The 22867-nt window shown below is 65.9% G+C and carries 19 protein-coding genes; 9 read left to right on the top strand and 10 right to left on the bottom strand.

Features of this window, described 5'->3' with window-relative positions; genetic code table 11:
- The 4 genes from AB0366_RS15060 to atzF are packed head-to-tail and all read left to right on the top strand — an operon-like array spanning window position 1 to window position 5180.
- A complete protein-coding gene (locus AB0366_RS15060; RefSeq protein ID WP_366244618.1) occupies window positions 1-783 on the top strand; it encodes an urea amidolyase associated protein UAAP1 in 783 nt (260 codons plus the stop codon).
- Window positions 765-1406: an urea amidolyase associated protein UAAP2 gene (locus AB0366_RS15055; protein ID WP_366244617.1), complete on the top strand. Its 642-nt coding sequence runs from the start codon at window positions 765-767 to the stop codon at window positions 1404-1406. Before AB0366_RS15060 ends, AB0366_RS15055 begins: the two co-directional genes overlap by 19 nt.
- Window positions 1403-3430 (top strand): 5-oxoprolinase/urea amidolyase family protein, encoded by a 2028-nt coding sequence (locus AB0366_RS15050; protein WP_366244616.1) that lies wholly within the window; start codon window positions 1403-1405, stop codon window positions 3428-3430. Before AB0366_RS15055 ends, AB0366_RS15050 begins: the two co-directional genes overlap by 4 nt.
- Window positions 3420-5180: an allophanate hydrolase gene (gene atzF, locus AB0366_RS15045; RefSeq protein ID WP_366244615.1), complete on the top strand. Its 1761-nt coding sequence runs from the start codon at window positions 3420-3422 to the stop codon at window positions 5178-5180. The genes AB0366_RS15050 and atzF overlap by 11 nt, the downstream gene beginning before the upstream one ends.
- Here the strand turns inward: atzF and AB0366_RS15040 are convergent.
- Together AB0366_RS15040 and AB0366_RS15035 are read right to left on the bottom strand one after the other, a co-directional pair.
- On the bottom strand, window positions 5105-5746 hold the full coding sequence (locus tag AB0366_RS15040) for a LysE family translocator (RefSeq protein ID WP_366244614.1): 642 nt from the start codon (window positions 5744-5746) through the stop codon (window positions 5105-5107). The two genes, atzF and AB0366_RS15040, sit on opposite strands and share 76 nt — an antisense overlap.
- Before the next feature lie 61 nt (window positions 5747-5807).
- Window positions 5808-6698 carry an SGNH/GDSL hydrolase family protein gene (locus tag AB0366_RS15035; protein ID WP_366244613.1) on the bottom strand — a complete coding sequence of 297 codons (891 nt, stop codon included), beginning with the start codon at window positions 6696-6698 and terminating at the stop codon, window positions 5808-5810.
- A 253-nt stretch (window positions 6699-6951) separates the two neighbouring features.
- Between AB0366_RS15035 and AB0366_RS15030 the strand changes: the two genes are divergently transcribed.
- Window positions 6952-7119 carry a hypothetical protein gene (locus AB0366_RS15030; RefSeq protein WP_183130305.1) on the top strand — a complete coding sequence of 56 codons (168 nt, stop codon included), beginning with the start codon at window positions 6952-6954 and terminating at the stop codon, window positions 7117-7119.
- Here AB0366_RS15030 and AB0366_RS15025 read toward each other — a convergent pair.
- Complete coding sequence (locus AB0366_RS15025) at window positions 7116-7358, bottom strand: hypothetical protein (protein ID WP_259468090.1); 243 nt, start codon at window positions 7356-7358, stop codon at window positions 7116-7118. The genes AB0366_RS15030 and AB0366_RS15025 overlap by 4 nt on opposite strands.
- Window positions 7359-7596: 238 nt before the next feature.
- On the opposite strand from AB0366_RS15025, the gene AB0366_RS15020 reads away from it, so the two are divergent.
- Window positions 7597-8574 (top strand): NAD(P)/FAD-dependent oxidoreductase, encoded by a 978-nt coding sequence (locus AB0366_RS15020; protein ID WP_366244612.1) that lies wholly within the window; start codon window positions 7597-7599, stop codon window positions 8572-8574.
- On the opposite strand, the gene AB0366_RS15015 is transcribed toward AB0366_RS15020, so the two are convergent.
- Window positions 8557-8997: a helix-turn-helix domain-containing protein gene (locus AB0366_RS15015; protein WP_366244611.1), complete on the bottom strand. Its 441-nt coding sequence runs from the start codon at window positions 8995-8997 to the stop codon at window positions 8557-8559. The two genes, AB0366_RS15020 and AB0366_RS15015, sit on opposite strands and share 18 nt — an antisense overlap.
- A 120-nt stretch (window positions 8998-9117) precedes the next feature.
- Between AB0366_RS15015 and AB0366_RS15010 the strand changes: the two genes are divergently transcribed.
- The gene (locus AB0366_RS15010; protein ID WP_366244942.1) at window positions 9118-10275 is read left to right on the top strand and encodes a multidrug effflux MFS transporter; all 1158 of its coding nucleotides are present in this window, start codon (window positions 9118-9120) and stop codon (window positions 10273-10275) included.
- Here AB0366_RS15010 and AB0366_RS15005 read toward each other — a convergent pair.
- The gene (locus tag AB0366_RS15005) at window positions 10272-10982 is read right to left on the bottom strand and encodes a Clp protease N-terminal domain-containing protein (protein ID WP_366244610.1); all 711 of its coding nucleotides are present in this window, start codon (window positions 10980-10982) and stop codon (window positions 10272-10274) included. The genes AB0366_RS15010 and AB0366_RS15005 overlap by 4 nt on opposite strands.
- A 198-nt stretch (window positions 10983-11180) precedes the next feature.
- On the opposite strand from AB0366_RS15005, the gene AB0366_RS15000 reads away from it, so the two are divergent.
- Window positions 11181-13412, top strand: a complete 2232-nt coding sequence (locus AB0366_RS15000; protein WP_366244609.1) for an EAL domain-containing protein — start codon at window positions 11181-11183, stop codon at window positions 13410-13412.
- A 21-nt stretch (window positions 13413-13433) separates the two neighbouring features.
- Entirely contained in the window at window positions 13434-15365 is a 1932-nt protein-coding gene (ggt, locus tag AB0366_RS14995; RefSeq protein ID WP_366244608.1) for a gamma-glutamyltransferase, read from the top strand.
- 19 nt (window positions 15366-15384) lie between these two features.
- Here ggt and AB0366_RS14990 read toward each other — a convergent pair whose 3' ends face one another.
- The 5 genes from AB0366_RS14990 to kdpA are packed head-to-tail and all read right to left on the bottom strand — an operon-like array spanning window position 15385 to window position 22863.
- Window positions 15385-16062, bottom strand: coding sequence for a response regulator (locus tag AB0366_RS14990; protein ID WP_094611502.1), 678 nt, complete (start codon window positions 16060-16062; stop codon window positions 15385-15387).
- The gene (locus AB0366_RS14985; RefSeq protein WP_366244606.1) at window positions 16059-18542 is read right to left on the bottom strand and encodes a sensor histidine kinase KdpD; all 2484 of its coding nucleotides are present in this window, start codon (window positions 18540-18542) and stop codon (window positions 16059-16061) included. Before AB0366_RS14985 ends, AB0366_RS14990 begins: the two co-directional genes overlap by 4 nt.
- Window positions 18543-18557: 15 nt before the next feature.
- Window positions 18558-19187 (bottom strand): potassium-transporting ATPase subunit C, encoded by a 630-nt coding sequence (locus AB0366_RS14980; protein WP_121871517.1) that lies wholly within the window; start codon window positions 19185-19187, stop codon window positions 18558-18560.
- 2 nt (window positions 19188-19189) lie between these two features.
- Window positions 19190-21202 carry a potassium-transporting ATPase subunit KdpB gene (kdpB, locus tag AB0366_RS14975; RefSeq protein WP_366244605.1) on the bottom strand — a complete coding sequence of 671 codons (2013 nt, stop codon included), beginning with the start codon at window positions 21200-21202 and terminating at the stop codon, window positions 19190-19192.
- On the bottom strand, window positions 21199-22863 hold the full coding sequence (kdpA, locus tag AB0366_RS14970) for a potassium-transporting ATPase subunit KdpA (RefSeq protein WP_366244603.1): 1665 nt from the start codon (window positions 22861-22863) through the stop codon (window positions 21199-21201). Before kdpA ends, kdpB begins: the two co-directional genes overlap by 4 nt.
- Window positions 22864-22867: the final 4 nt, after the last annotated feature.

Raw genomic sequence — 22867 nt, 5'->3', positions numbered from 1 at the left:
ATGACCACAGCAACCACCCACTCCGCCAAGGAACATGCACGTTCCCAGGCCACCGTCGCGCCTGCACCCACCGCACCGGAGGGCATCTCGGAGCTCACCTGGGCCGAATCGGTCCCCGGCGGCAGCTACACCACCAAGGTCCTCGCTCGCGGAACCCGACTACGCCTCGTCGACGTCGACGGTGATGCCTGCGCCAATCTGCTGCTCTACCGCGCCGACGCTCCGTGGGAACGGCTCAACACCGCCGACACCGTCAAGGTGCCGTGGCAGGCGTACCTGAGCTCGGGCCATCCCCTGCTCTCGGACCAGGGCCGCGTACTCGCCACCATCGTCGCCGACACCTCCGGTCGCCACGACGCACTGTGCGGCACCACCTCGACCGCTACCAACGTCGCCAAATACGGAGTCAGCGGACCACATTCGACGGCTCCGGCCGGTCGAGAACTGTTCACCCTCGCCGCAGCCAAGCACGGACTCGAACCACGCGACGTCGCGCCGTCCCTGTCGTTCTTTCACGGCGTGCGAGTCGACGCCGACGGAGCGTTGGTCGGCACCGGCTCGGCGGGAGCGGGGAAGTCGGTGGATCTGCTGATCCATCTTCCGGTGATCGTGTTGCTGGCCAACACCGCTCACCCACTGGACTCAAGGTCCGAGTTCCCCACAACAGCTCTCGACGTGCTGGCGTGGCGGGCACCGGAGGAACTGCTCGCTCTCGACAACACGGAACCGGAATATCAGCGGGCAGTGCAGAACACCGAGAACGCATGGAAGGCAGCGCAGTGAACGCAGGAACACTCGAGACCACGATCGTTCGAGACGAGATCGCCCCCGCATTCGGTCCATGGTCCGCCGTCGTCGAGGCCGGTGACGTACTGACCATCGTCGATCTGTACGGCAATCAAGCCGTCGACACCCTGATGTACGGCGCGCACGATCACTCCATCCGGTACTCCGCCCCCGCGACCGTCACCGCGCAGCGGAACCTGTTCCTCACCACCGGAACCGTGCTGCGGAGCGATGATTCGACGCCGATCATGACGATCGTCGACGACGAGGTCGGCAACCACGACACCGTCGGCGGCGCGTGCTCCAAGGAATCGAACACCCTCCGCTACGGCCACCACACGCAGCATCAGCACGCGTGCGTCGAGAACTTCCTCATCGAGGGATCCAAGTGGGGACTCGGCAAACGAGACCTGGTGCCCAACATCAACTTCTTCATGAACGTCCCCGTCGACGCGGACGGCACCCTCGGTATCGTCGACGGTCTCTCGGCTCCCGGCAAGAAGCTGTCGTTGCGTGCCGAGATCGACACGCTGGTGCTGGTGTCCAACTGCCCGCAGATCAACAACCCCTGCAACGGATTCGACCCCACCGCGGTGCGCATGATCGTGACACGCGCATGACCGGAGCGAACCTCACCGCCGCCAAGATGACGGTCCAGCGCCCGGGGATGATCACAACGGTGCAGGACTGGCCGGGCCGCATCGGATACTGGAAGGTGGGCGTACCGCCGTCGGGACCGATGGACGACCTGTCGTTCCGGCTCGGCAATGTCGCGCTCGGCAATCCCGAGGGTGCTCCGGGACTCGAATCCACCATGGCCGGACCCGCATTGATGTTCGACGCCGACACCTACGTCTGCGTCACCGGCGCTGCGGTACCGGTCCGCATCGACGGCCGACCGGCCCCGCAGTGGAAACCGGTCCTGGTCCCCGCCGGTGCGACCCTCGATGTCGGCACCACCACCGGGCACGGGCTACGTGTCTACGTTCTGATCCAGGGCAGCCTCGACGTCGACGACTACCTCGGCAGCGCAGCGACGTTCACGCTCGGCAAGTTCGGCGGGCATCGCGGCGGCACCCTCGGTGAGGGCGACGTCATCGGCCTGGCAGGGCGCTCGGACAACCCGACCGCCCTCGGGCCGATTCCCATGGAGCACCTGCCGGTGCTGACGTCGAGCTGGGACATCGCCGTCACCGAGGGACCGCACGGCGCCCCGGAGTTCTTCACCCGCGAGGACATCGACACCCTCTACGCCACCCGCTACGAGGTGCACTTCAACTCCGATCGCACCGGGGTCCGGTTGATCGGGCCGAAGCCGCAGTGGGCCAGGGCCGACGGCGGCGAGGCCGGGCTGCACCCGTCGAACATCCACGACAACGCCTACAGCGTCGGGGCATTGGACTTCACCGGCGACACCCCGATCCTGCTCGGACCCGACGGCCCGAGCCTGGGCGGATTCGTCTGTCCCGTCACCGTTGTCGCGGCCGAACGATGGAAGCTCGGCCAACTGCGACCGGGCGACACCATCCGCTTCGTTCCCGTGAAGGCCGCGTCCACCGCGCCGCTGGGCTCACTCGGTCTCGCTCGCCGCGCGTCTCTGCCCGCGGTGTTCTCCGCAGGCGGCGACGGCGACGACGGCGTCATCGCCCGACGCGACGCCGACACGTGCGTCACCTACCGCCGCTCGGGCGACGACAACGTGCTCGTCGAGTACGGCGACATGAAACTCGATCTGGCACTGCGGGCCCGGGTGCACGCCCTGCATCAGCGCGTCGAAGCACTCGCGCCCCGTGGCCTGGTCGACCTGACTCCCGGTATCCGCTCGTTGCAGGTGAAGGTGAATCCCGATGTGCTGTCCATCGATTCGTTGATGGGTCTGCTGTCCGAGGTCGAGGACGATCTTCCCGCGGCCTCGGAGCTCGTGGTTCCCAGCCGCCAGGTTCGGCTCCCGCTCTCGTGGGACGACCCCTCGACCCGCGAGGCCATTCAGCGCTACATGCACGGCGTGCGCGCCGACGCCCCGTGGTGCCCCTGGAACATCGAGTTCATCCGGCGAATGAACGGACTCGATTCGGTGGCAGAGGTGTTCGACACCGTCTTCGCCGCCGACTACATGGTCCTCGGTCTCGGTGACGTGTACCTGGGCGCACCGGTGGCGACCCCGTTGGACCCGCGGCACCGATTGGTGACGACCAAGTACAACCCGGCGCGAACGTGGACGCCGGAGAACGCCGTCGGCATCGGTGGGGCGTACCTGTGCATCTACGGCATGGAGGGTCCGGGCGGATACCAGTTCGTGGGTCGAACCACGCAGGTGTGGAACCACAGTGCCGCCTACAGCGGCGGCCCGTTCGAGGAGGGCACCCCGTGGTTGCTCCGGTTCTTCGACCGAATCTCCTGGTACTCGGTCGAACCCGAGGAACTGATGGATCTGCGCGCAGATCTGGCGGCCGGCCGCGGCGGCGGAGTGCAGATCACCGACGGTGAGTTCTCCCTCGCCGAGCACGAGAACTTCCTGGACACCAACGCGGACTCCATCGCCGAGTTCCGCGCGACGCAGGCCGTCGCCTTCGGTGCCGAGCGCGACGCGTGGTCGGCAGCGGGCGAATTCGATACGACGAAGGGCAAGACCGATGCAGCCTGAGGTACGGGACCGAATTCTGCAGGCCTACAAGCGGATCGCCGAGGTGGATCGCCCCGAGGTATGGATCACCCTGCGCGACGAGGACGACGTGCTGGCCGAGGCCGTCGCCCTCGACGAGGCGCTCGCGGCCGGTGCGGATCTACCGCTCGCCGGTGTGCTCGTCGCAGTCAAGGACAACATCGACGTGGCGGGCCTGCCCACCACCGCGGCCTGCCCCGAGTTCGCCTACATCCCTGGCGTGTCCGCTGTCGCCGTCGAGCGACTGACGAGCCAGGGCGCACTGGTGCTCGGCAAGACCAACCTGGACCAGTTCGCCACCGGACTGGTCGGCACCCGGAGCCCCTACGGCGCGGTGCGCTGCGCCTGGGATCCGACACTGATCTCGGGAGGCTCGAGTTCCGGCTCCGCCGTCGCGGTTGCACTGGGTATCGCGGACATCGGAATCGGAACCGACACAGCAGGATCGGGTCGAGTACCCGCGGCCTTCCACGGAATCGTGGGCATCAAGACCTCGCTGGGTATCGTGCCGAACACCGGCGTCGTGCCCGCATGCGTCGACTACGACTGCGTCACCGTTCTCGCGCGCGATCTCGACAGTGCTACTGCGGCAATGAAAGTGATGACCGGGCCCACCGGCACCGATCCACGCAGCCGGGCCTGGCCGTCCGACGTACGACTCGCCGCATCCCCGCAGCCACGCGTCGCCGTCCCCCGAGGCGAGGATCTGACGTCGTTGAGCCCGGCGTACCGTCGGGCATTCGAGGAGACGGTTGCCGGCCTGGCCGACAAGGGTATTTCCCACGCCGAGGTCGACATCTCGACGCTGCTCGACGCGGCAAGACTGCTGTACGACGGAGCGATCGTGGCGCAACGCTATTCGGCCGTCGGAGAGTTTCTCGACTCCGTACCTGCCGGTGCCGATCCCACGGTGTCCGCGATCGTCCGATCGGCTGCCGAGCCGTCCGCCCACCGGTACGTCGACGACCTCGACGCGCTCGCCAGGGCACGGACTGCGGCCCGCGCACTGCTGAACGGTGTCGACGGTCTGCTGTTGCCCACCACCACCGAACATCCGAGCATCGGTGCGGTGCAGTCGGATCCGGTCGGCATCAATCGACGCCTCGGCACGTTCACCAACTTCTGCAACCTGCTCGACATGGCCGCGGTGGCCGTTCCCGGAGCCCCGACGCCGGACGGCAATCCGTTCGGGGTCATGGTCGTGGTGCCGGCATTCGAGGATCAGATCGCGATCGACCTCGCTGCACAGTTGAGCGGCGTCGCGTCACCGTCGTTGATCGACGACGGCATCGAGGTATTGGCCGTCGGTGCGCATCTGCGCGGCTTTCCGGTGCATCACCAGTTGACCGATCGCGGTGCACGGTTCAGCGGCGAGGTGACGACCACGGCGGACTATCGTCTGGTGGATCTGCACACCACCCCGCCCAAGCCCGGACTGGTGCGGCGAGCCGGCGACGGCGCTCCCATCTCCGGAGAGCTCTATCGCATGTCCGCAGCCGCACTCGGAACCTTCCTCGCGGGATTGCCCACGCCGATGGGTCTGGGCCCGGTCGAGCTGTCCGACGGCCGCTGGGTCACCGGATTCTGCTGCGCGCACGACGCGGCCGAGGCCGGAACCGACATCACCGAATTCGGCGGCTGGCGCGCATACAGGGCTCAAGCCGGGACCGGTTTGCCTCCGTCGGTCGCCACGCGTACGGCCAGCAGTCCGAGCACCGTGCCCATGACGTAGCGCTGCACCCTGAGCCACGTGGGGCGAACGGCGAGGAACTGCGCGATCGATCCGGCGAGCACCACGATCGCCAGGTTGACCGCTACGGCCACAGCGATCTGTACGCCGCCGAGCGTGAATCCCTGCAGCAGAAGGTGTCCGGCCGCAGGATCGACGAACTGCGGGATGACCGAGATGTACATGATCGCGATCTTCGGATTCAGCAGGTTGGTCACCAAACCCATCGTGAACAGCCGCCGAGTCGAATCCTGTTGCAGCTCGGTGGGTTCGAAGGCCGACACCGTACCGCGCAAGGCCTGCACCGCCAACCAGGCGAGGTAGGCCGCGCCGGCGAGCTTGACCGCCGTGTACAGCGCGGGCACGGCGGTGAACACCGCTGCCAGGCCGAGATTGGTGGCCGTGAGATAGACCAGGAAGCCGAGCGCGACTCCGGCCAGCGACACCAGTCCCGCCCGTCGGCCCTGCGAAATACTGCGCGAGACAAGGTAGATCATGTTCGGCCCAGGCGTCAGAACCAACGCGAGAGCCACTGCGAACACCCCGAGAACTGCGGAATACGACACCATACGGTCAACACTTCACGTCGACCGACCCGCACGAGAAGAGCCAGTTTCGGTTTCGTGGTCTCTATCCGGCACGCACGACAGTGGCCACGCCGTCGGCGATCGCTGCCATCCCGGCCGCCGTCGGATGCAGGGGTGCCGCAGGATTCTGCGGGACGACCCCCTCGAAGTACCGCTGATCGGCAGCGACACACACATCGTGGCCGACACTCAACGGCTCCGTGTCGACGAACTCGGCGCCGTGCTCGTTCGCCTGCGTCCGTAGAGCCTCGTTCATGGCGGTGATGCTGCCCTGGATGTAGTCGGCGTCCTCGGGCAGCATCGGCTGGGTGGGGAAGCAGCCGCCGTCCGGCAGATAGGTGCCGTACCCGACCACCAGAATCCGCGCATCGGGCGCACGGTCGGCCACCGCGTCGAGCATCGCACCCCAGCTCGGTGCACTGTCCGCGATGGCCGCGGCCACGGTGTCGACGCCGCCCGCGGTGAGGCGGTCCTTGCAGACGTTGGTGGCCGAGGTGTCCGCGAACGTCAGGCACTGCACGGCCGTCGAGACCAACCCGACGTCGTTACCACCGATCGTGACGGTCACCAGATCGGTCTCCGGAGTCAGTGCGTCGAGCTGCACGGGCACCTCGCCGCTGGATGTGCCCTGCGGAGTGGAGACGATGTTCTCGGTGACGGCACCCGAGCAGGTGACGTCGACGAACGAAGTGACAGCGAGTTCTTCTGCGAGAACATGCGGATAGTTGGCGTCGGACTGCTGGCATCCCGGTGCGCCGACCTGGTCGGGGATCCGCGGACCCGATGCCGCCGAGTCACCCAACGCGACGTAGTTCAGCGGAACGGCCGCGTCCGACGACACAGCGGGCGCTTCCGATACCGAAGAGTCCGACGAACAGCCCGCCAGTACGCAGGCGGAGACAGCAAGACCGACGAGAATTCCCTGGCTCCTCACAGCTTCGACGCTACAGCTGCCGGTAACCTCGACCGGGTTGTCCAGGACACACAGTCCATCGCATCGAACAGAGGAATTACATGATCACCGCGTTCATCAACCAGATCCTCAGCGGCTTCGGCTCCATTTCCGCTGGCAGCAGCGGCTTCGAGCTGGCACCGGGAACGCTGCCCTTCGGGCTGTAGAGACCGCCGGAACGCTCACCCGCGCGGGGCCGACGATTGCTTCGGTGCCGCGCGGGTACCCCCGAGTCATGACTACCCACAACAACGACCAGAAGAACGACGACACTGCTCCTGACGCCAAGGAGGATGTGACGTCCGATCCGGCCGCAGCGGCGGAGGACAACGATTGGTCGAGTGAGGGCGGCGCGGTCGAAACCGGTCCCGCGACCGACGACGAGCGAACCGACAGCAACTAACCGATCAGACGGCGGGGAGCGGCCCGCAGCGTGCGGACGTCGCCGTCGGCGACGATGTGTTCCACCGTCTCGCCTCGGGCGAGCATCGACTCGTCGACGGTGAAGTTCACGCGAGCATCGCCGAGCCAGTCGACGCCGACGACGATTCCCACGGTCCCTTTGGGGATTCCGCTGCGCCATCGCACGTGACCCAGGTTGCGGACCGTGATCACGGTCTCGCCGATCTCGAAATGCCCCATATGCCCCCCCGGCTCGATTCTTACCGACCAGTAGACCTCGAGTGAACGCCCTGTTCAAGCGGTAGATCCGCGCTTACATCGACCGCTGGCAGCCTCGAAGCCAGTCGGCGCGATCACAATTCGGCGATTGGCCCATTCGGAGCGCTCGTTACCGTCGTTCGGTATTTTTCGCTTCTATCATTTGCCGTTCTGGCAATTTTTCTTGCCAGCGTTCGAGGCTCTAGCGGACACTCTCCACATGACTACAGACACCGATCGACACACTCCGGTCGACGCGATCATCGTCGGCGGCGGAGTCGCCGGACTCAGCGCCGCCGTGGCTCTCGGCCGTTCCCGACGATCCGTCGCGATCATCGACGCGGGCGATCCCCGCAACGCTCCGGCAGCGCATTCCCACAACTACCTCACCCGCGACGGGGAGTCGCCTCTTGAGTTGGTTCGACTCGGCCGAGACGAGGCGCGGCACTACGGCGCACGCATCGTCGAGGGCATCGCAACGTCCGCGAATCGAACACAAACCGGGTTCGAGGTGACTCTCGCCGACGGTTCCGTCGTCCACGGCCGCCGCCTCCTGGTCACCACCGGCCTCACCGATGTCCTGCCCGACATCCCCGGCCTCGCCGATCGGTGGGGGCGCGACGTATTGCACTGCCCGTACTGCCATGGCTGGGAGGTACGCGATCGCAGGATCGGAATCATCGGCAGCGCCATGGTCGGGCACCAGGCACAGATGTGGCGTCAGCTCACCGAGCACGTCACGGTGTTCGCGCACACGGCACCGGAGCTGCCCGCTGCGGAGCTCGAGCGACTCGCCGCACGCGGCATCGAGGTCGTCGACGAGAAGATCGCTCGAGTCGACGTCGACAACGACGCCATAGTCGGAGTGACACTCGTGAACGGCACGCAGGTTCGGCTCGACGCGATGGTCGTAGGACCCAGCTTCTCCTCCCGCGCAGACATCCTGGTGTCGCTGGGGATCGGCGCGACCGAGATGGTCATGAACGACCATGTCCTCGGCACCTACGTCGAGGCCGATCCCGTCGGTGCCACATCCGTGCCCGGCGTGTGGGTTGCAGGCAACGTGTCCGCACCGATGGACACCGTGGTGGCGGCGTCCGCGGCCGGAGTCAAGGCAGGCGCTGCGATCAACGGTGACCTGATCGAGGAGGAGGTCCGCTCTGCCGTGGCGCGGGAGAAGTCAACGCAGCCTGCGTAATTCGTCGACCAGACCGCCGAGTGCGGCGGTGACGCCCATCAACCGCTCCCGGTCCTGGGCGGGAAGCGCGTCGATGGCCTCGATGATTCGTCCGGACCACGCCTGACGAATGAGGTCCCGGTCGGTCAGCATCGAGTCGGTGACGCGCAATTGCACGACGCGTTTGTCGGCGGGCGACGGCGTGCGGGCGACGAGTCCGCGGGCGACGAGCACGCGGACGGCTGCGCTGACGTTGCTCGGTTGCATCCGCAGCCGGTCCGCGACTGCGGAGTTGCTGATGTCGGGGTTGTCCTCGATCTCTTTGAGGATGGTCAACTCCGGCATCGGCAACCGATCGATGCCGAGGGATTCGACGGGGTCGAGGCGTTGCACGGTCCAACCGAGGTCGTGCACCACCGAGGCGAGTTCTTCGGAGTCGGTCACGTCACCATTCTAATACATATAAATTTATATGTTAATCTTGCTCTCATGTCACACGTCGAAACCTCCCCGAACGCGGCCGCAGCACCGGAACGGCGCGATACCGTGCCGCCGGGAACCGTGCTGATCGCCGTCCTCGCACTACTCACGGCCATTCCGCCCCTGGCCACCGATATGTACCTGCCGGGATTTCCGGCGATGGCAACCGAACTCGGCACGTCGGCGAGCAACATCCAGCTCACTCTGACGACGTTCCTGATCGGACTCGCACTGGGCCAGCTGGTGATCGGACCGCTGTCAGACAACTGGGGCCGCCGCCGTCCGCTCATCGTCGGTTCGGCGGTCTGCTTGGTGGCGGGCATTGCTGCGGCACTGGCCCCCAACATCGAGTTCCTCATCGGAGCCCGCTTCGTCCAGGGCTTCGCGGGCGCGGCGGGCGTGGTGCTCGCGAGGGCCATCATCTCCGACCGAGCATCGGGCAGCACTGCAGCGAAACTGTTCGGCGTGATGATGATCATCGGCGGCGTCGCTCCGGTGATCGCACCGCTGGTCGGCGGCGCAGTCGTCGACAGCATCGGTTGGCGCGGCGTCTTCTGGATCATCTCGGCGCTCACAGCGCTGATGCTGATCGCTGCCGTGTGCTTCGTGCAGGAATCACTGCCGCCGGAGAACCGCCGCGCAGGCGGGTTGCGCGAGATGCTCGACGGCATCGGCAGCGTCGTCCGCAATCGCCGCTACCTGGGCTACACGCTGAGCTACGCCTTCGGCTTCTCGGTCATGTTCGCCTACATCTCCGCATCACCTTTCGTCCTGCAGAACATGCTCGGCCTGTCGGCCGGTCAGTACTCCGCCGCGTTCGCCGCGAACGCCGGTGGATTGATGCTGGGCAGCGCGGTCACGGCCAAGCTCTCCGACCGCGTGAGCCTGGACCGCATGCTGGCCTGCGGCGTCATCGCCGTCATGGCCACCACCAGCGCGTTGGCGGTACTCACCGTCGTCGGAATCACGCTGTGGCCCATGCTGATTCTGCTCTTCGCCACCGTCACCAGCCTCGGATTCGTCTTCGCGAATGCCACGACCCTGGCCGTCGAGCAGGTCCCGGCCCTGGCAGGCACCGGATCTGCAGTGCTCGGCGCCCTTCAGTTCGGTCTGGCCGCAGTCATTTCCCCGCTGGTCGGCCTGGGGGGCGACGCCACAGCCGTCCCCATGGTGATCGCGATGTTTTTCGCAGCACTGATGTCGATGAGCATGCTGTTCCTGGTGGCGAAGAAGCAGGCCTAGCTACCCAGAGCAGCCGCCAGCCCCTCTTCGACGGCGTCCTTGCCAACACCGAGCGAGCCGAGTGTGGCGTCCTCGTTCTCCAGCAGTGCCAGCAGAATGTGCTCTGTGCCGATGTAGTTGTGTCCCAACCGAAGCGCCTCACGGAAGGTCAGTTCCAGCACCTTCTTGGCACCGGCATCGAACGGAACGAGATCGGGTACGGGGTCGGCCGGTTCCGGCAGCGTCGCCGTCACCGCAGAGCGTATCTGATCGGGCGTGAGGCCCTGAGCGCCAAGTAGTTTCGCCGCGAATCCCTCGGGTTCACCGAGCAGACCGAGAACCAGATGCCCGGTGGTGATGCAGTCGTTGGCAGTGGCCCTGGCCTCGTTCTGCGCGCCGACCACCACGTTGCGGGCCCGCGGGGTGAAGCGCGAGAAACCCTGACTGGCATCGAGATCGGCGGGATCGTCGCCGCCCTTCGCGACGAAGCGCTTCTGCACCGCCTGCTTGCTGACACCCATGGATGCGCCGATGGCAGTCCAGGACGCCCCGGAACGACGGGCCCGATCGACGAAATGTCCGATCAGATGATCGGCGACCTCACCGAGGGCATCGGCCGCGATCACCGCACCCGAGAGTTGATCGAGTGCATCGGTGTGCGCTTTCTCGATGGCGTCGATGAGGTCGTCGAGGCGGACGGGGTTCGTCATCTTCAGTGGTTGCGTCATGCGTCAACTCTAGGTTGACGGTGCTTGTGCGTCAACCCTCGGTTGACGCAACTGTGCCGTCGCAACATCTGTTGAACTTCTCCGACCGCCAGGTCGAACTTCGGCCCCGTACGCACTGCGCAAAGACGTATATTCACCCATGAGGGCGCCGCGAACAGCCATGCGAACGCCACGAGCGAGAAGGAAGTAGGTCCTTCGATGAATACGAAGGTCGCTGCGCCCTTCGCCATGCACACCAAACGGACCGCCGGTCTGGTGGCAGTGGTCGTCGTCGCGAGCACCGTCTTCGTTCTCGGCGACGCCGGAGTGCGGGCCGGTGTCCTGGCCACCGTCGCCGTCGGTTCGGTTCTGGCCATCAGCGCCGCGATCCGCAGATACCGTCCCGACGACTCTCGATGCTGGTGGGCGTTGTTCGGTGCCTCGGTGCTGTTCATGTTCGGGGTCTCGCTCCGCAGCGATCCCACCGCACTGAATCATTCGTTCCCGCTGCTGCCGGATCTGTTCACACTGACCGGGTACGCACTCGTCGGTTACGCACTCTCGCGGTGGATCCGAGACCGGCAGTCGATCGACGACATCACTCCACTGGTCGACGCCGGCCTGATCTTTCTCGGCACCCTGTTCCTGTCGTGGTTGCTGTTCATCTCCCCGGCCCTCGAATCGCCCCGTTCGTCGGCATCGACGGTGGTCAACGGGCTGTATCCGGCGATCGACGCAGCACTGATCACCCTGACCACCTACCTGTTGTTCTCGTCCAAGCCCCGCACCGCTGCGCTGCAGTGGGCCCTGATCGCACTCGTCGCGACACTCGTCGGCGACATCTCGTACGCCTTCGCGGCCACCACCGACGACGCGCCGTCCTCGGGATTGCTCGACGGCATCTACCTGTTCGCGTATCTCTCCCTGGCGATGGCCGCCCTCGATCCGTCGATGCGCACCGTCTCGCAGCGGCAGACTCCTGCCCCGGCACACAGCAGCCGCCGCGTCGTGTTCGTGGTGACGCTGCTGGTCGTCTGCGCCACGGTGCCGCTGCTGGGTTCGGCCGTGTCCACCGGAGATCTGATCGTTCGGTCCCTGTTGCTCGCATCGATCCTGGTGGGCGCATTCCTGCGCGGCGAGCGCGCGCTGACCCGAGTGCAGGTCGGCGAAGAGCACGCCAAGTACCTGGCCGCTCACGATCTGTTGACCGGCCTACCCAACCGCACGATGCTCGACGAGGAATTCACTCGGCTCGAGCGCACGCAGACTCCGGGACGCACATGCGTCCTGTTCGTCGACCTCGACAACTTCAAGATGGTCAACGACTCGTACGGCCACCGCGTCGGGGACGAACTCATCGTGGCCGCAGCGAGACGCATCCGCGCCGCAGTCGGTGCCGCCGACACCGTTGTTCGGTACGCCGGCGACGAGTTCGTCGTACTGACCCGCCGTGATCGGCGCGGAGCAGAAGCGTTGGCCCGCCGCATCATCGATCGGACGAACGAACCGTTCCCCCTGAGCGCGGCGACGGCATACGTCACGGCCTCGGTGGGGATCGCAGACGCGGACCGATTGCACGACGCCATCCGCGAGGCCGACACCGCGATGTATCACGCCAAATCTCTCGGCGCGGCGCGCTACGCGTTCTTCGACGAGTCCCTGCGTGCGCGAGCGACGTCCGCGATCGAGACCGCCACCGCATTGCGCGGCGCGATCAGACGCGGCGAACTCGAGGTGTACTACCAGCCGATCATCGCGACCGCCTCGCGCGCCACCGTCGTCTACGAGGCACTCGTGCGCTGGAACTGGCAGGGCCGTGTGCGTACCCCCAACGAGTTCATCCCGATTGCCGAATCGACCAATCTCATCAAGGAAATCGGCGAGTGGGTGCTGCGCACCGCGATCTCCGATCTGGTGACACTGCGTTCCAACGGGCAGAACGTCACCATGTCGGTGAACGTGTCTCCGATGCAATTGCGAGACGATTCGTTGCCGGTCATCGTCGGGCGACTGCTCGACACATACGGCCTCGAGGGAGCAGATCTGGCACTCGAGATCACCGAGAGCGTCCTGATCGACGACATGGGCACGGCGAAAAGCGTTCTCGATCGACTCGCCGCGATGGGTGTGCTCATCGTTCTCGACGACTTCGGTATCGGCTATTCCTCGCTGAGCAGGCTGCGCGCGATGCCGATCGCACTGCTCAAGATCGACAAATCCTTCGTTCACGAGATCGGCAGTTCGGAGTCCGACACTCAGCTGATTCGCGCGATCGTCGCCATGGCATCGGCGCTGCCGGTGGCGACGGTGGCCGAGGGCGTCGAGACCGAGGAGCAGGCCGCGATCATCGAGGCACTCGAATGCCGCTTCGCGCAGGGCTTTCTGTTCGGTAGACCTGCGCCCGTCGCACACTGGCTGCTCGAATCTGCCGAGACCCGTGCCGGCAAGTGAGCCGGGTGTTAGCGTCGGGCGGTGTCTGCAACGCGCCCACTCCGCTCGACCGCCCTTGCCTGTGCCCTCCTGCTGGTGCCGCTCGCCGCGTGCAGTAGCGGCGAGAGCACCGATCCCGACTCCGCGGCCGAGAACAGCTGCGTCCTCGGTGCCAGTGGCGGCACCCCGGTAGGAGCGACGCCGAGCGCGAGTTCGGGCGACATCTCCACCAATCCCGAAGTGGCGACCGGGTATCGATCGAACATGACCCCGGTGGAGACGGCCTCGTACTCGGTCTCGACGGCCAACCCGGTCTCCACCGAGGCCGCGTGCGCGGTTCTGCGCGACGGCGGCACCGCGGCCGACGCACTGATCGTGGCGCAGACGGTGCTCGGCCTCGTCGAGCCCCAGTCCTCGGGCATCGGCGGCGGGGCCTTCCTGATGTACTACGACGCAGCCACCGGCGAAGTACAGAGCTACGACGGCCGCGAGACCGCCCCGATGAGCGCGACCGGCGACTACCTGCGGTACATCGACGACGTGAATCGCACTCTGCCGCAACCCGATGCCCGTTCGAGTGGGCGGTCGATCGGCGTTCCGGGAGTGCTGCGCATGCTCGAGCAGGCCCACGACGATCACGGCACGAAGCAGTGGGGTGAGCTCTTCCAGCCCGCAATCGACCTCGCCGACAACGGAATCGAGATCAGCCCGCGCATGGCGTCGTCCATTGCCGACTCGGCACCCAAGCTCGCCCTCGACCCCGCGTCCAAAGAGTACTTTCTGCAGCCGGACGGCACCGGCAAGCCGGCCGGGACGGTTCTGAACAACCCGGCGATGTCGAAGACGCTCTCCGCCATCGCAACCGACGGTGCAGACGCCTTCTACACCGGTGATATCGCGCAGGCCATCGTCGATGCGACCGCCGACACCACCGCGGGCCGAACCCCCGGACAGATCACGCTGGAGGATCTCGCCGCGTACGAGCCCAAGACCCGCACGGCCGTATGCACCGAGTACCGCGACCACGACATCTGCGGTATGCCCGGCCCGTCCTCGGGCGGTATCGCAGTGGCGTCGGCGATGGGGATCCTGTCGAACTTCGATCTGACGCAATACGCGCCGACGGGAATGGACGCCAACGGCGGAACCCCGACGGCCGAGGGTGTGCACCTGATCGCCGAGGCCGAGCGCCTGGCCTACGCCGATCGTGACAAGTACGTCGCCGATCCGGACTTCGTCCCCCTGCCCGGCGGGTCGCCCGATGCGCTGCTCGATCCCGAATACCTCAGCGAGCGAGCAGGACTGATCGACGAGAGCAAGTCGATGGGCACAGCGCAGCCCGGCGACTTCGGCCCGGTGCAGTTCGCCTCGTCCACCGATCCCGAGTACGGCACCAGCCACATTTCCGTCGTCGACAGCCAAGGCAACGCGGCCTCGATGACGACGACCGTCGAGTCGGCCTTCGGCTCGTTCCACATGGTCGACGGCTTCCTGCTCAACAATCAGCTCACCGACTTCTCTGCATCACCGGTGGCCGAGGACGGTACGCCGGTGGCCAATCGCGTCGAGCCGGGGAAGCGTCCGCGTAGCTCGATGGCCCCGACGCTGGTCTTCGACCGCGGCGACGACGGCGCACGCGGCGATCTGGCACTGGTGGCCGGCTCTCCCGGCGGCTCGGTGATCATCCAGTTCGTCGTCAAAACACTGGTGGGACTTCTCGATTGGGGCATGGATCCTCAGCAGGCGGTGTCGATGGTCGACTTCGGTGCGGCCAACACACCGTCGACCAACTACGGCGGTGAACACCCGAACGTCTCGGGCGAGGACGATCCGGTGGTCGCGCAGCTCCGCGAGATGGGCCATCAGGTGTCGGTCGCAGACCAGTCCAGTGGACTGAGCGCGTTACAGCGCACCGACGGCGGCTGGATCGGTGGAGCCGACCCCCGCCGCGAGGGCGAGGTACTCGGTGGATAGGTGCGAGCGCGGGTAGTGCTCAGGGTACGAATCGGTAGCCCATACCCGTTTCGGTGATGAGGTGCACCGGGGAGGCCGGGTCGCGTTCGAGTTTCTGTCGCAGTTGGCCGAGATAGATTCGCAGATAATGCGTTTCCCGCTCGTGGCCGGGTCCCCAGACGGTGCGCAGTATGTCCTTCTGCGACACCAGCTTGCCCTCGTTGCGCACCAGCAGTTCGAGCACACCCCACTCGGTGCGGGTCAGGTGCACGCTCACGCCATCTCGCACGACGGTTTTGGTAGCCAGGTCGACCGTGAAGTCCTCGGTGACGACAACGGGGTCGGCGACGGAGTGCGGTCCGCGGCGTAGTGCGGCGCGCAATCGGGCCAGCAGCTCGTCCATGCCGAAGGGCTTGGTGACGAAGTCGTCGGCACCGGCGTCGAGTGCTTCGACGGTATCGGCGGAATCGGTGCGCGCCGACAGCACCAGGATCGGTACGTCGGTCCAGCCGCGCAGACCGGCGATGACGTCGATTCCGTCGATGTCGGGCAGGCCGAGATCGAGAATCACGATGTCCGGGTGGAAGTTCGCGGCCACCCGCAGCGCCTCACCGCCGCTCGCCGCGCTGACCACCTCGAACCCACGCACGTTCAGATTGATCCGCAGTGCCCGCACGATCTGCGGCTCGTCGTCGACGACGAGCACCCGCACCTTCACCTGCTCCCCGCCTTCGACTCGACTGCCTTCAACTCGACCGTCATCGTCAGCCCGCCGCCGACTGTGTTCGATGCCGTGACGGTACCGCCCATCGCACGAACGAATCCTCGCACCACCGACAATCCGAGCCCGACGCCCACCGAGTTGTCCCGATCACCGAGGCGTTGGAACGCGTCGAACATCGTCTCCTCGGCACCCTCGGCGATGCCGGGTCCGTGGTCGGCAACGGAGATACTCGCCCACTCACCGTGCGCGGCGGCACTGACCGTGATGTCGCCGACAGGGGCGTATCGGGCACTGTTGTTCACCAGATTCGCGAGCACCCGTTCGAGCAGGCCCGGGTCTGCCAGCACCTCCACGTCACCGACGTCGACGCGCAGCCGGTCGTCGGCCGCCGTGTCGTCGACACCGATGAGCGCGCCGCGCAGTACGTCGTCGACGAACACCGGACGCAGGCTCGGCTGCACGACGCCTGCCTGCAGCCGCGAGGAATCGAGCAGATTGCTCACCAGAGCCGTCAACTGATCGGCCGACTCGTCGATGGTGGCCAGCAATTCCTCGGTGTCCTCGGCCGAGAACTGAACGTCGGTGCTGCGCAAGGACGAGGACGCCGCTTTCACCGCAGACAGTGGCGTCCGTAAATCGTGGCTGACGGCCGAGAGCAATGCTCGACGCAGCGCGTCGGCCTCGGCGAGAGCGTTGGCGCGGCTGGCTTCCTCGGCGAGCCGGCCCTGCCGAACCATGCCCGCGGCCTGGTTGGCTACGGCCGCGAGCACTCTTCGATCGTGCGCTCGAGTTCGGTCGCCGGCAAGGAGCAGCGTGAACTCGCCGGTGCCGATCTCCGTGTCAGCACTGGCCTTGTCGGTGGGGGCACCGACCCCCGTGGTGCCGACAATTCTTGCGGACTCGTTGTCCCACAGCGATACTCCGGTCTGGCTGTAGGTTTCACGGGCGCGCTCGAGCAGCGCCGTCAGATCTGCTCCCCGAAGGACGGATCCGGCGAAGAGAGTCAGTAACTCGGCCTCCTGTGATGCTCGTCGAGCTTGCCGAGTCCGCCGCGCAGCAGCGTCCACCAAGGCTGCGACCGCGATGGCGACGAGCAGCAGGACGACGGCGACGACGAAGTTCTCCGGCTCTGCGATCGTGAGGCTGTACAGGGGCGCAGTGAAGAAGTAGTTCAGCAGGAACCCGGCGATCAGCGCCGACAGTGCCGCAGGCGCAACACCTCCCAGCAGTGCGACACACAGAACGACCATGAAGAACAGTGCGCTCTCCCCGCTCGGACCGAAGTTCGGCCCAACCCAGTTCAGCACCACCGCCGCCAGACACGGGACGACGACCGCGGCGATCCACGCGAGAATCCGGCGCCTGCCTGCGTCCACCTGAAGTCGCCAGCGCCGCGCCCGCTCGGCGTGGGTGACCATGTGTACGTCGATCTTGCCGGAGTTCTGCACCACCGCAGCACCGATGCCCTCGTCCAGAATCCGCGCGACCCGAGACCGTCTCGAGGTACCGATCACCAACTGAGTTGCATTCACGCCGCGAGCGAAGTCGAGCAGGGTCGACGGCACGTCGTCGCCGACGACGCTGTGCACGCTGGCACCGAGGCCGGCGGCGAGCTTGCGCACCGAACCCATCTGCGGTGCCGAAACACCCATCAGTCCGTCGCCGCGGACGATGTGCAACACCATCAGCTCTGCACTGGACTTCGAGGCGATGCGACTCGCTCGGCGAAGCAGGGTCTCCGATTCCGGGCCGCCGGTCACCGCCACCACCACTCGCTCGCGGGCCTCCCACGTGTCGGTGATGCGATTGTCCCTGCGGTACTTCACCAATGCCGCGTCGACCTGATCGGCGATCCACAGCAACGCCAACTCACGCAGAGCAGTGAGATTGCCCCGACGGAAGTAGTTGCTCAGTGCCGCATCCACCTTCTCGGCGGCGTAGACATTCCCGTGCCGCAATCTGCTGCGCAGCGCCTCGGGGGTGATGTCGACCAGCTCGACCTGGTCGGCACCGCGAACCACACTGTCCGGTACCGTCTCCCGCTGCGGTACCCCGGTGATCTGGTGCACCACGTCGTTCAACGATTCGAGGTGCTGCACATTGAGCGTCGAGATGACACTGATGCCCGCGTTCAACAGGTCCTCGACGTCCTCCCACCGCTTACCGTGCACACCTCCCGGCGTATTGGTGTGTGCCAATTCGTCGACGAGCACCACCTGAGGCCGCCGCGCCAGCACCGCGTCGAGATCGAGCTCCTCCGTCTGCGAACCGCGGTACTCGACGAGACGAGGTGGCACCACCTCGATCCCGTCGAGCGCAGCGATCGTCCGTTCTCGGCCGTGGGTCTCGACCAGGGCAGCAACGACATCACAGCCCCGATCCTGGCGCCGGTGTGCCTCTCCGAGCATCGCAAATGTCTTGCCGACTCCCGGCGCAGCGCCCAGATAGATGCGCAGTTCACCTCGGTCCGGCACGGGCCTTCTCCTGTCTCAGCTGCAGGGGCTGGTCAAGCCCAGCGCCACATTGAGCTCCGGCACGTTGACCGCCTTCGCCCCGAGAACACCGTACTGCGGTCCGGCGGTGTACTCGGCGACCAAAGCCTCGACGTCGCCGACACTCATCCCGTTGACCTCGGCGACCCGCGGTACCTGCAGCGCGGCGTACTCCGGACTGATCGCGGGGTCGACTCCCGAACCGGAGCCGGTCACTGCGTCCGGGGGAACAGCGGAGGGGTCGACGCTTTCGCGCTCGGCAATCGCAGCCCGACGCTGCTCGATGAACGACGCGAGAACCTCACTCGACGGCCCCTGGTTGGTCGGCAGCGCCGCGGCGGGATCTCCTGGAGCGAAGGCGTCGTCGTCCGACACCGAGCCGGTGACGCGGGTGTGGAAGTACGGATCGGGCTCTCCCGGAGCGACCTGCGGATCGACGCCGATCAGCGAGCTTCCGACGACGCAGCCCTGCGCGTCACGCAGCGGCGAACCCTCGGCGGAGTCGGCGCCGATGCGGCTGATGCCCCAGACCACGGCCGGGTAGCCGATGCCGAGAATGACGGTCAATGCCAGCAGCACTGCGAAGCCGGCCACGAGCTGTCGAAGAAATCCCTGTACGAAACGCATGGTCAGCCTATCCCTGGAATGTGACGAACGAGTAGGTCGATGAGCCAGATCCCGACGAACGGGCTGATGACGCCGCCGACGCCGTAGACCAGCAGGTTGCGCCGCAGCAAAGCGGCGGCCGATGCCGGGGTGTATCGAACACCTTTGAGCGCCAACGGGATCAGTGCGACGATCACCAGCGCATTGAAGATCACCGCCGACAGGATCGCCGATTCCGGCGTGGCCAGATGCATGATGTTGAGCCCACCGAGCTGCGGGTACACGGTAGAGAACATCGCCGGCAGAATCGCGAAGTACTTCGCCAGGTCGTTGGCCAGCGAGAAGGTCGTCAGCGCGCCGCGGGTGATGAGGAGTTGCTTGCCGATCTCGACGATCTCGATCAACTTGGTGGGGTCGGAATCGAGATCGACCATGTTGCCGGCTTCCTTGGCGGCAGAGGTGCCGGTGTTCATCGCGACACCGACGTCGGCCTGCGCGAGAGCGGGGGCGTCGTTGGTGCCGTCGCCGGTCATCGCAACCAGCCTACCGCCCTCCTGCTCCTGCCGAATGAGCGTGAGCTTGTCCTCCGGAGTCGCCTCGGCCAGATAGTCGTCCACCCCGGCCTCGGCGGCGATGGCCTTCGCGGTGAGCGGATTGTCGCCGGTGACCATCACCGTCCTGATTCCCATGGCGCGCAGTTGAGCGAACCGCTCGGCGATGCCCGGCTTGACCACGTCGGAGAGTTCCACGACGCCGAGAGCCCGCGCAGCACTTCCGGTTTCACGTACGGCCACTACCAGCGGGGTACCGCCGTTCTGCGCGATGTCGTGCACAGTGGCGTCCAGATCGGCCGTACCGCCGCCCTCACGAATCCAGCCGTACACCGAATCTGCTGCACCCTTGCGGATCTCCATGCCCGGTAGGTCCAGCCCGCTCATCCGAGTGTGCGCCGTGAAGGCCACGAACTCACCGCGCTCGGATTCGCCCTCTGCCGTTACTGATTCGAAGTCACGCTCGACCAGTTCGACGATGCTGCGTCCTTCGGGAGTACCGTCGGCCAATGAGGACAGCCGAGCAGCGCGCGCCAGCTCGACCGCATCGATGCCCGTCGCCGGATGCAGCCCGGTTGCGCGACGATTTCCGAAGGTGATGGTTCCGGTCTTGTCCATCAGCAACGTGTCGATGTCGCCTGCTGCCTCCACGGCTCGTCCGGACATCGCCAGCACGTTGCGCTGCACCAGCCGGTCCATGCCCGCGATGCCGATCGCGGAGAGCAGCGCGCCGATGGTGGTGGGGATCAGGCAGACCAGCAACGCGATCAGTTGAATCGGATCCTGTTGCTGTCCTGCATAGTTCGACATCGGCCCGATGGCGACCACCGCGAAGAGGAACACGATCGTCAGCGAGGCGAGCAGGATGTTCAGGGCGATCTCGTTCGGCGTCTTCTGCCGTGCCGCGCCCTCGACGAGTGCGATCATCCGATCGACGAACGTCTCACCCTGTGCTGCAGTGATTTTCACGACGATCTCGTCGGAGAGCACGATGGTGCCGCCGGTGACCGCAGATCGGTCGCCACCCGACTCGCGGACCACGGGTGCCGACTCGCCGGTGATCGCCGATTCGTCGACGCTGGCAATTCCCTCGATGACGTCTCCGTCGCCGGGGATGACCTCACCGGCCGAGACGACCACCTCGTCACCGACCTTCAAGTCCGCACCGGCCACCTCGGTGATGACGAACTCGGCACCGGAGGGAGTGCGTCGTCGAGCAACGCTGTCCTGCTTCACTTTCCGCAAGCTGGCTGCCTGCGCCTTGCCGCGCCCTTCGGCGACGGACTCGGCCAGGTTGGCGAAGAGAACCGTGAACCAGAGCCATCCCGTCACGAACCACGCGAACACGGACGGATTGGCGATCGACAGCACCGTGGTGACGATGGAACCGAGAAACACGACGAACATCACGGGGTTACGAGCCAGGTGGCGCGGATCGAGTTTGCGGAATGCGCCCGGAAGCGCAGTTGCGAGAGAGAGTTTCATTGCATGGCCTCTGCTATGGGTCCGAGAGCAAGTGCGGGGAAGAAGGTGAGAGCGGCGACGAGAATCGCGGTGCCGATCAGCAGAGTGCCGAACAACGGCCCGTCGGTGGGGAGGGTGCCTGCGTTGGGTGCGCTGCGTTTGGTCGTCGCCAGCGAGCCCGCCAGCGCCAGCACGAAGACGATCGGCAGGAAACGGCCCAGCAGCATCGCGATACCGAGCGATATCTGGAACCAGTCGCTGGTCACCGTCAGACCGCCGAAGGCACTGCCGTTGTTGTTGGACGCCGACGCGTAGGCGTAGAGCACCTCGGTGAATCCGTGGATGCCGGGATTGCCCTGGTAGCTCGTGGTGGATTCGAGAATCACGGTGATGGACGTGCCGACGAGAACGAGGATCGGCATCACCAGCACCGACAGTGCGGCCATCGTGATCGCGCGTCGACCCAGTTTCTTGCCGAGGAATTCCGGGGTCCGGCCGACGAGGAGCCCGCCGACGAAGACGGCGATCACAGCCAACACCAGCAACCCGTACAGACCGGTTCCGACGCCACCCGGTGCGATCTCCCCGAACAACATGTTCAGCAGAACTGTCCCGCCACCGAGCGCAGACATGCTGTCGTGTGCGGAATTGACTGCGCCGGTGGACGTTCCGGTGGTGGAGACGGCGAACAATGCCGATGCCGGGATACCGAAGCGGACTTCCTTGCCTTCCATCATCGCGCCTGCAGCCGTTGCTGCGACGCCTCGGGTGCCCGACTCCGCGAACAGCGTGACCGCTAGCAGCGTGCCCCACAGGGTGGCCATCACTGCAAGCAGCGTCAGCCCCTGCTTGCGGTTGCCGATCATGGTGCCGAAGGTGCGGGTGAGTGCCACCGGGATCAGCAGCAACGAAATGATCTCGACGATGTTGGACAGCGGCGTCGGATTCTCGAACGGATGGGCAGAATTGGCTCCGAGAATGCCGCCGCCGTTGGTGCCGATCTCCTTGATCGCCTCCTGAGAGGCAACGGGTGCAAGCGCATTGGTCACCGCCTGCCCGTCCAGACCGGTGGAAGCGAAGCCCGTGGAGAACGACATCACAACGCCCTGGGTGAGCAGAATTACCGCCACCAGCAGCGAGAGCGGCAACAGAATTCGTAGCGTTCCGCGGATCAGATCCACCCAGAAGTTCCCCAGTTCACCGCCGGTGGAAACCCGGACGAATCCTCTGACGACCGCGATCGCCACCGCGATACCGACTGCAGCAGAGAGGAAGTTCTGCACTGCCAATCCCAACGGCTGCGTCAGGTTCGACATGGTGGTCTCGGGCGTGTACGACTGCCAGTTCGTATTGGTGACGAACGACGCCGCAGTGTTGAACGCCATCGCCGGGCTCACGCCGGACAGTCCGCCGTCGAGCGGCAACACCCCTTGGACACGTTGCAGCAGGAAGAGGAACACGACACCGACCACCGAGAAGCCGACAACGCTGGTGGAGTACCCGACCCAGGTCTGTTCGGAGTCCGGATCGACTCTCGCGATGCGATACAGAACTCGTTCGACACTCGAATCCCGAGTGCGCGTGTAGACACGGGCCATGTAGTCGCCGAGCGGCACGTACGCCGCAGCCAGGACGACGATCACCACACCGATCTGGAGACCGGCAAGAAGAGCAGGATTCATGGCG

It is taken from the genome of Rhodococcus sp. NPDC076796 (assembly GCF_040702765.1).
Taxonomy (GTDB): Bacteria; Actinomycetota; Actinomycetes; order Mycobacteriales; family Mycobacteriaceae; genus Rhodococcoides.
The sequence above is the reverse complement of the archived record's forward strand: the minus strand, read 5'-3'. Positions and strand labels throughout refer to the sequence as shown.

Excerpts from the sequence above, each read along its gene's own strand:
- kdpB (WP_366244605.1), bottom strand. The coding sequence starts at position 21,202 with ATGAAACTCTCTCTCGCAACTGCGCTTCCGGGCGCATTCCGCAAACTC.
- AB0366_RS15060 (WP_366244618.1), top strand. The coding sequence starts at position 1 with ATGACCACAGCAACCACCCACTCCGCCAAGGAACATGCACGTTCCCAG.
- AB0366_RS14980 (WP_121871517.1), bottom strand. The coding sequence starts at position 19,187 with ATGCGTTTCGTACAGGGATTTCTTCGACAGCTCGTGGCCGGCTTCGCA.
- AB0366_RS15005 (WP_366244610.1), bottom strand. The coding sequence starts at position 10,982 with ATGACGCAACCACTGAAGATGACGAACCCCGTCCGCCTCGACGACCTC.
- AB0366_RS15030 (WP_183130305.1), top strand. The coding sequence starts at position 6,952 with ATGACTACCCACAACAACGACCAGAAGAACGACGACACTGCTCCTGAC.
- AB0366_RS15055 (WP_366244617.1), top strand. The coding sequence starts at position 765 with ATGGAAGGCAGCGCAGTGAACGCAGGAACACTCGAGACCACGATCGTT.
- AB0366_RS15020 (WP_366244612.1), top strand. The coding sequence starts at position 7,597 with ATGACTACAGACACCGATCGACACACTCCGGTCGACGCGATCATCGTC.
- AB0366_RS15000 (WP_366244609.1), top strand. The coding sequence starts at position 11,181 with ATGAATACGAAGGTCGCTGCGCCCTTCGCCATGCACACCAAACGGACC.
- kdpA (WP_366244603.1), bottom strand. The coding sequence starts at position 22,863 with ATGAATCCTGCTCTTCTTGCCGGTCTCCAGATCGGTGTGGTGATCGTC.
- AB0366_RS15025 (WP_259468090.1), bottom strand. The coding sequence starts at position 7,358 with ATGGGGCATTTCGAGATCGGCGAGACCGTGATCACGGTCCGCAACCTG.
- AB0366_RS15040 (WP_366244614.1), bottom strand. The coding sequence starts at position 5,746 with ATGGTGTCGTATTCCGCAGTTCTCGGGGTGTTCGCAGTGGCTCTCGCG.
- atzF (WP_366244615.1), top strand. The coding sequence starts at position 3,420 with ATGCAGCCTGAGGTACGGGACCGAATTCTGCAGGCCTACAAGCGGATC.
- AB0366_RS15050 (WP_366244616.1), top strand. The coding sequence starts at position 1,403 with ATGACCGGAGCGAACCTCACCGCCGCCAAGATGACGGTCCAGCGCCCG.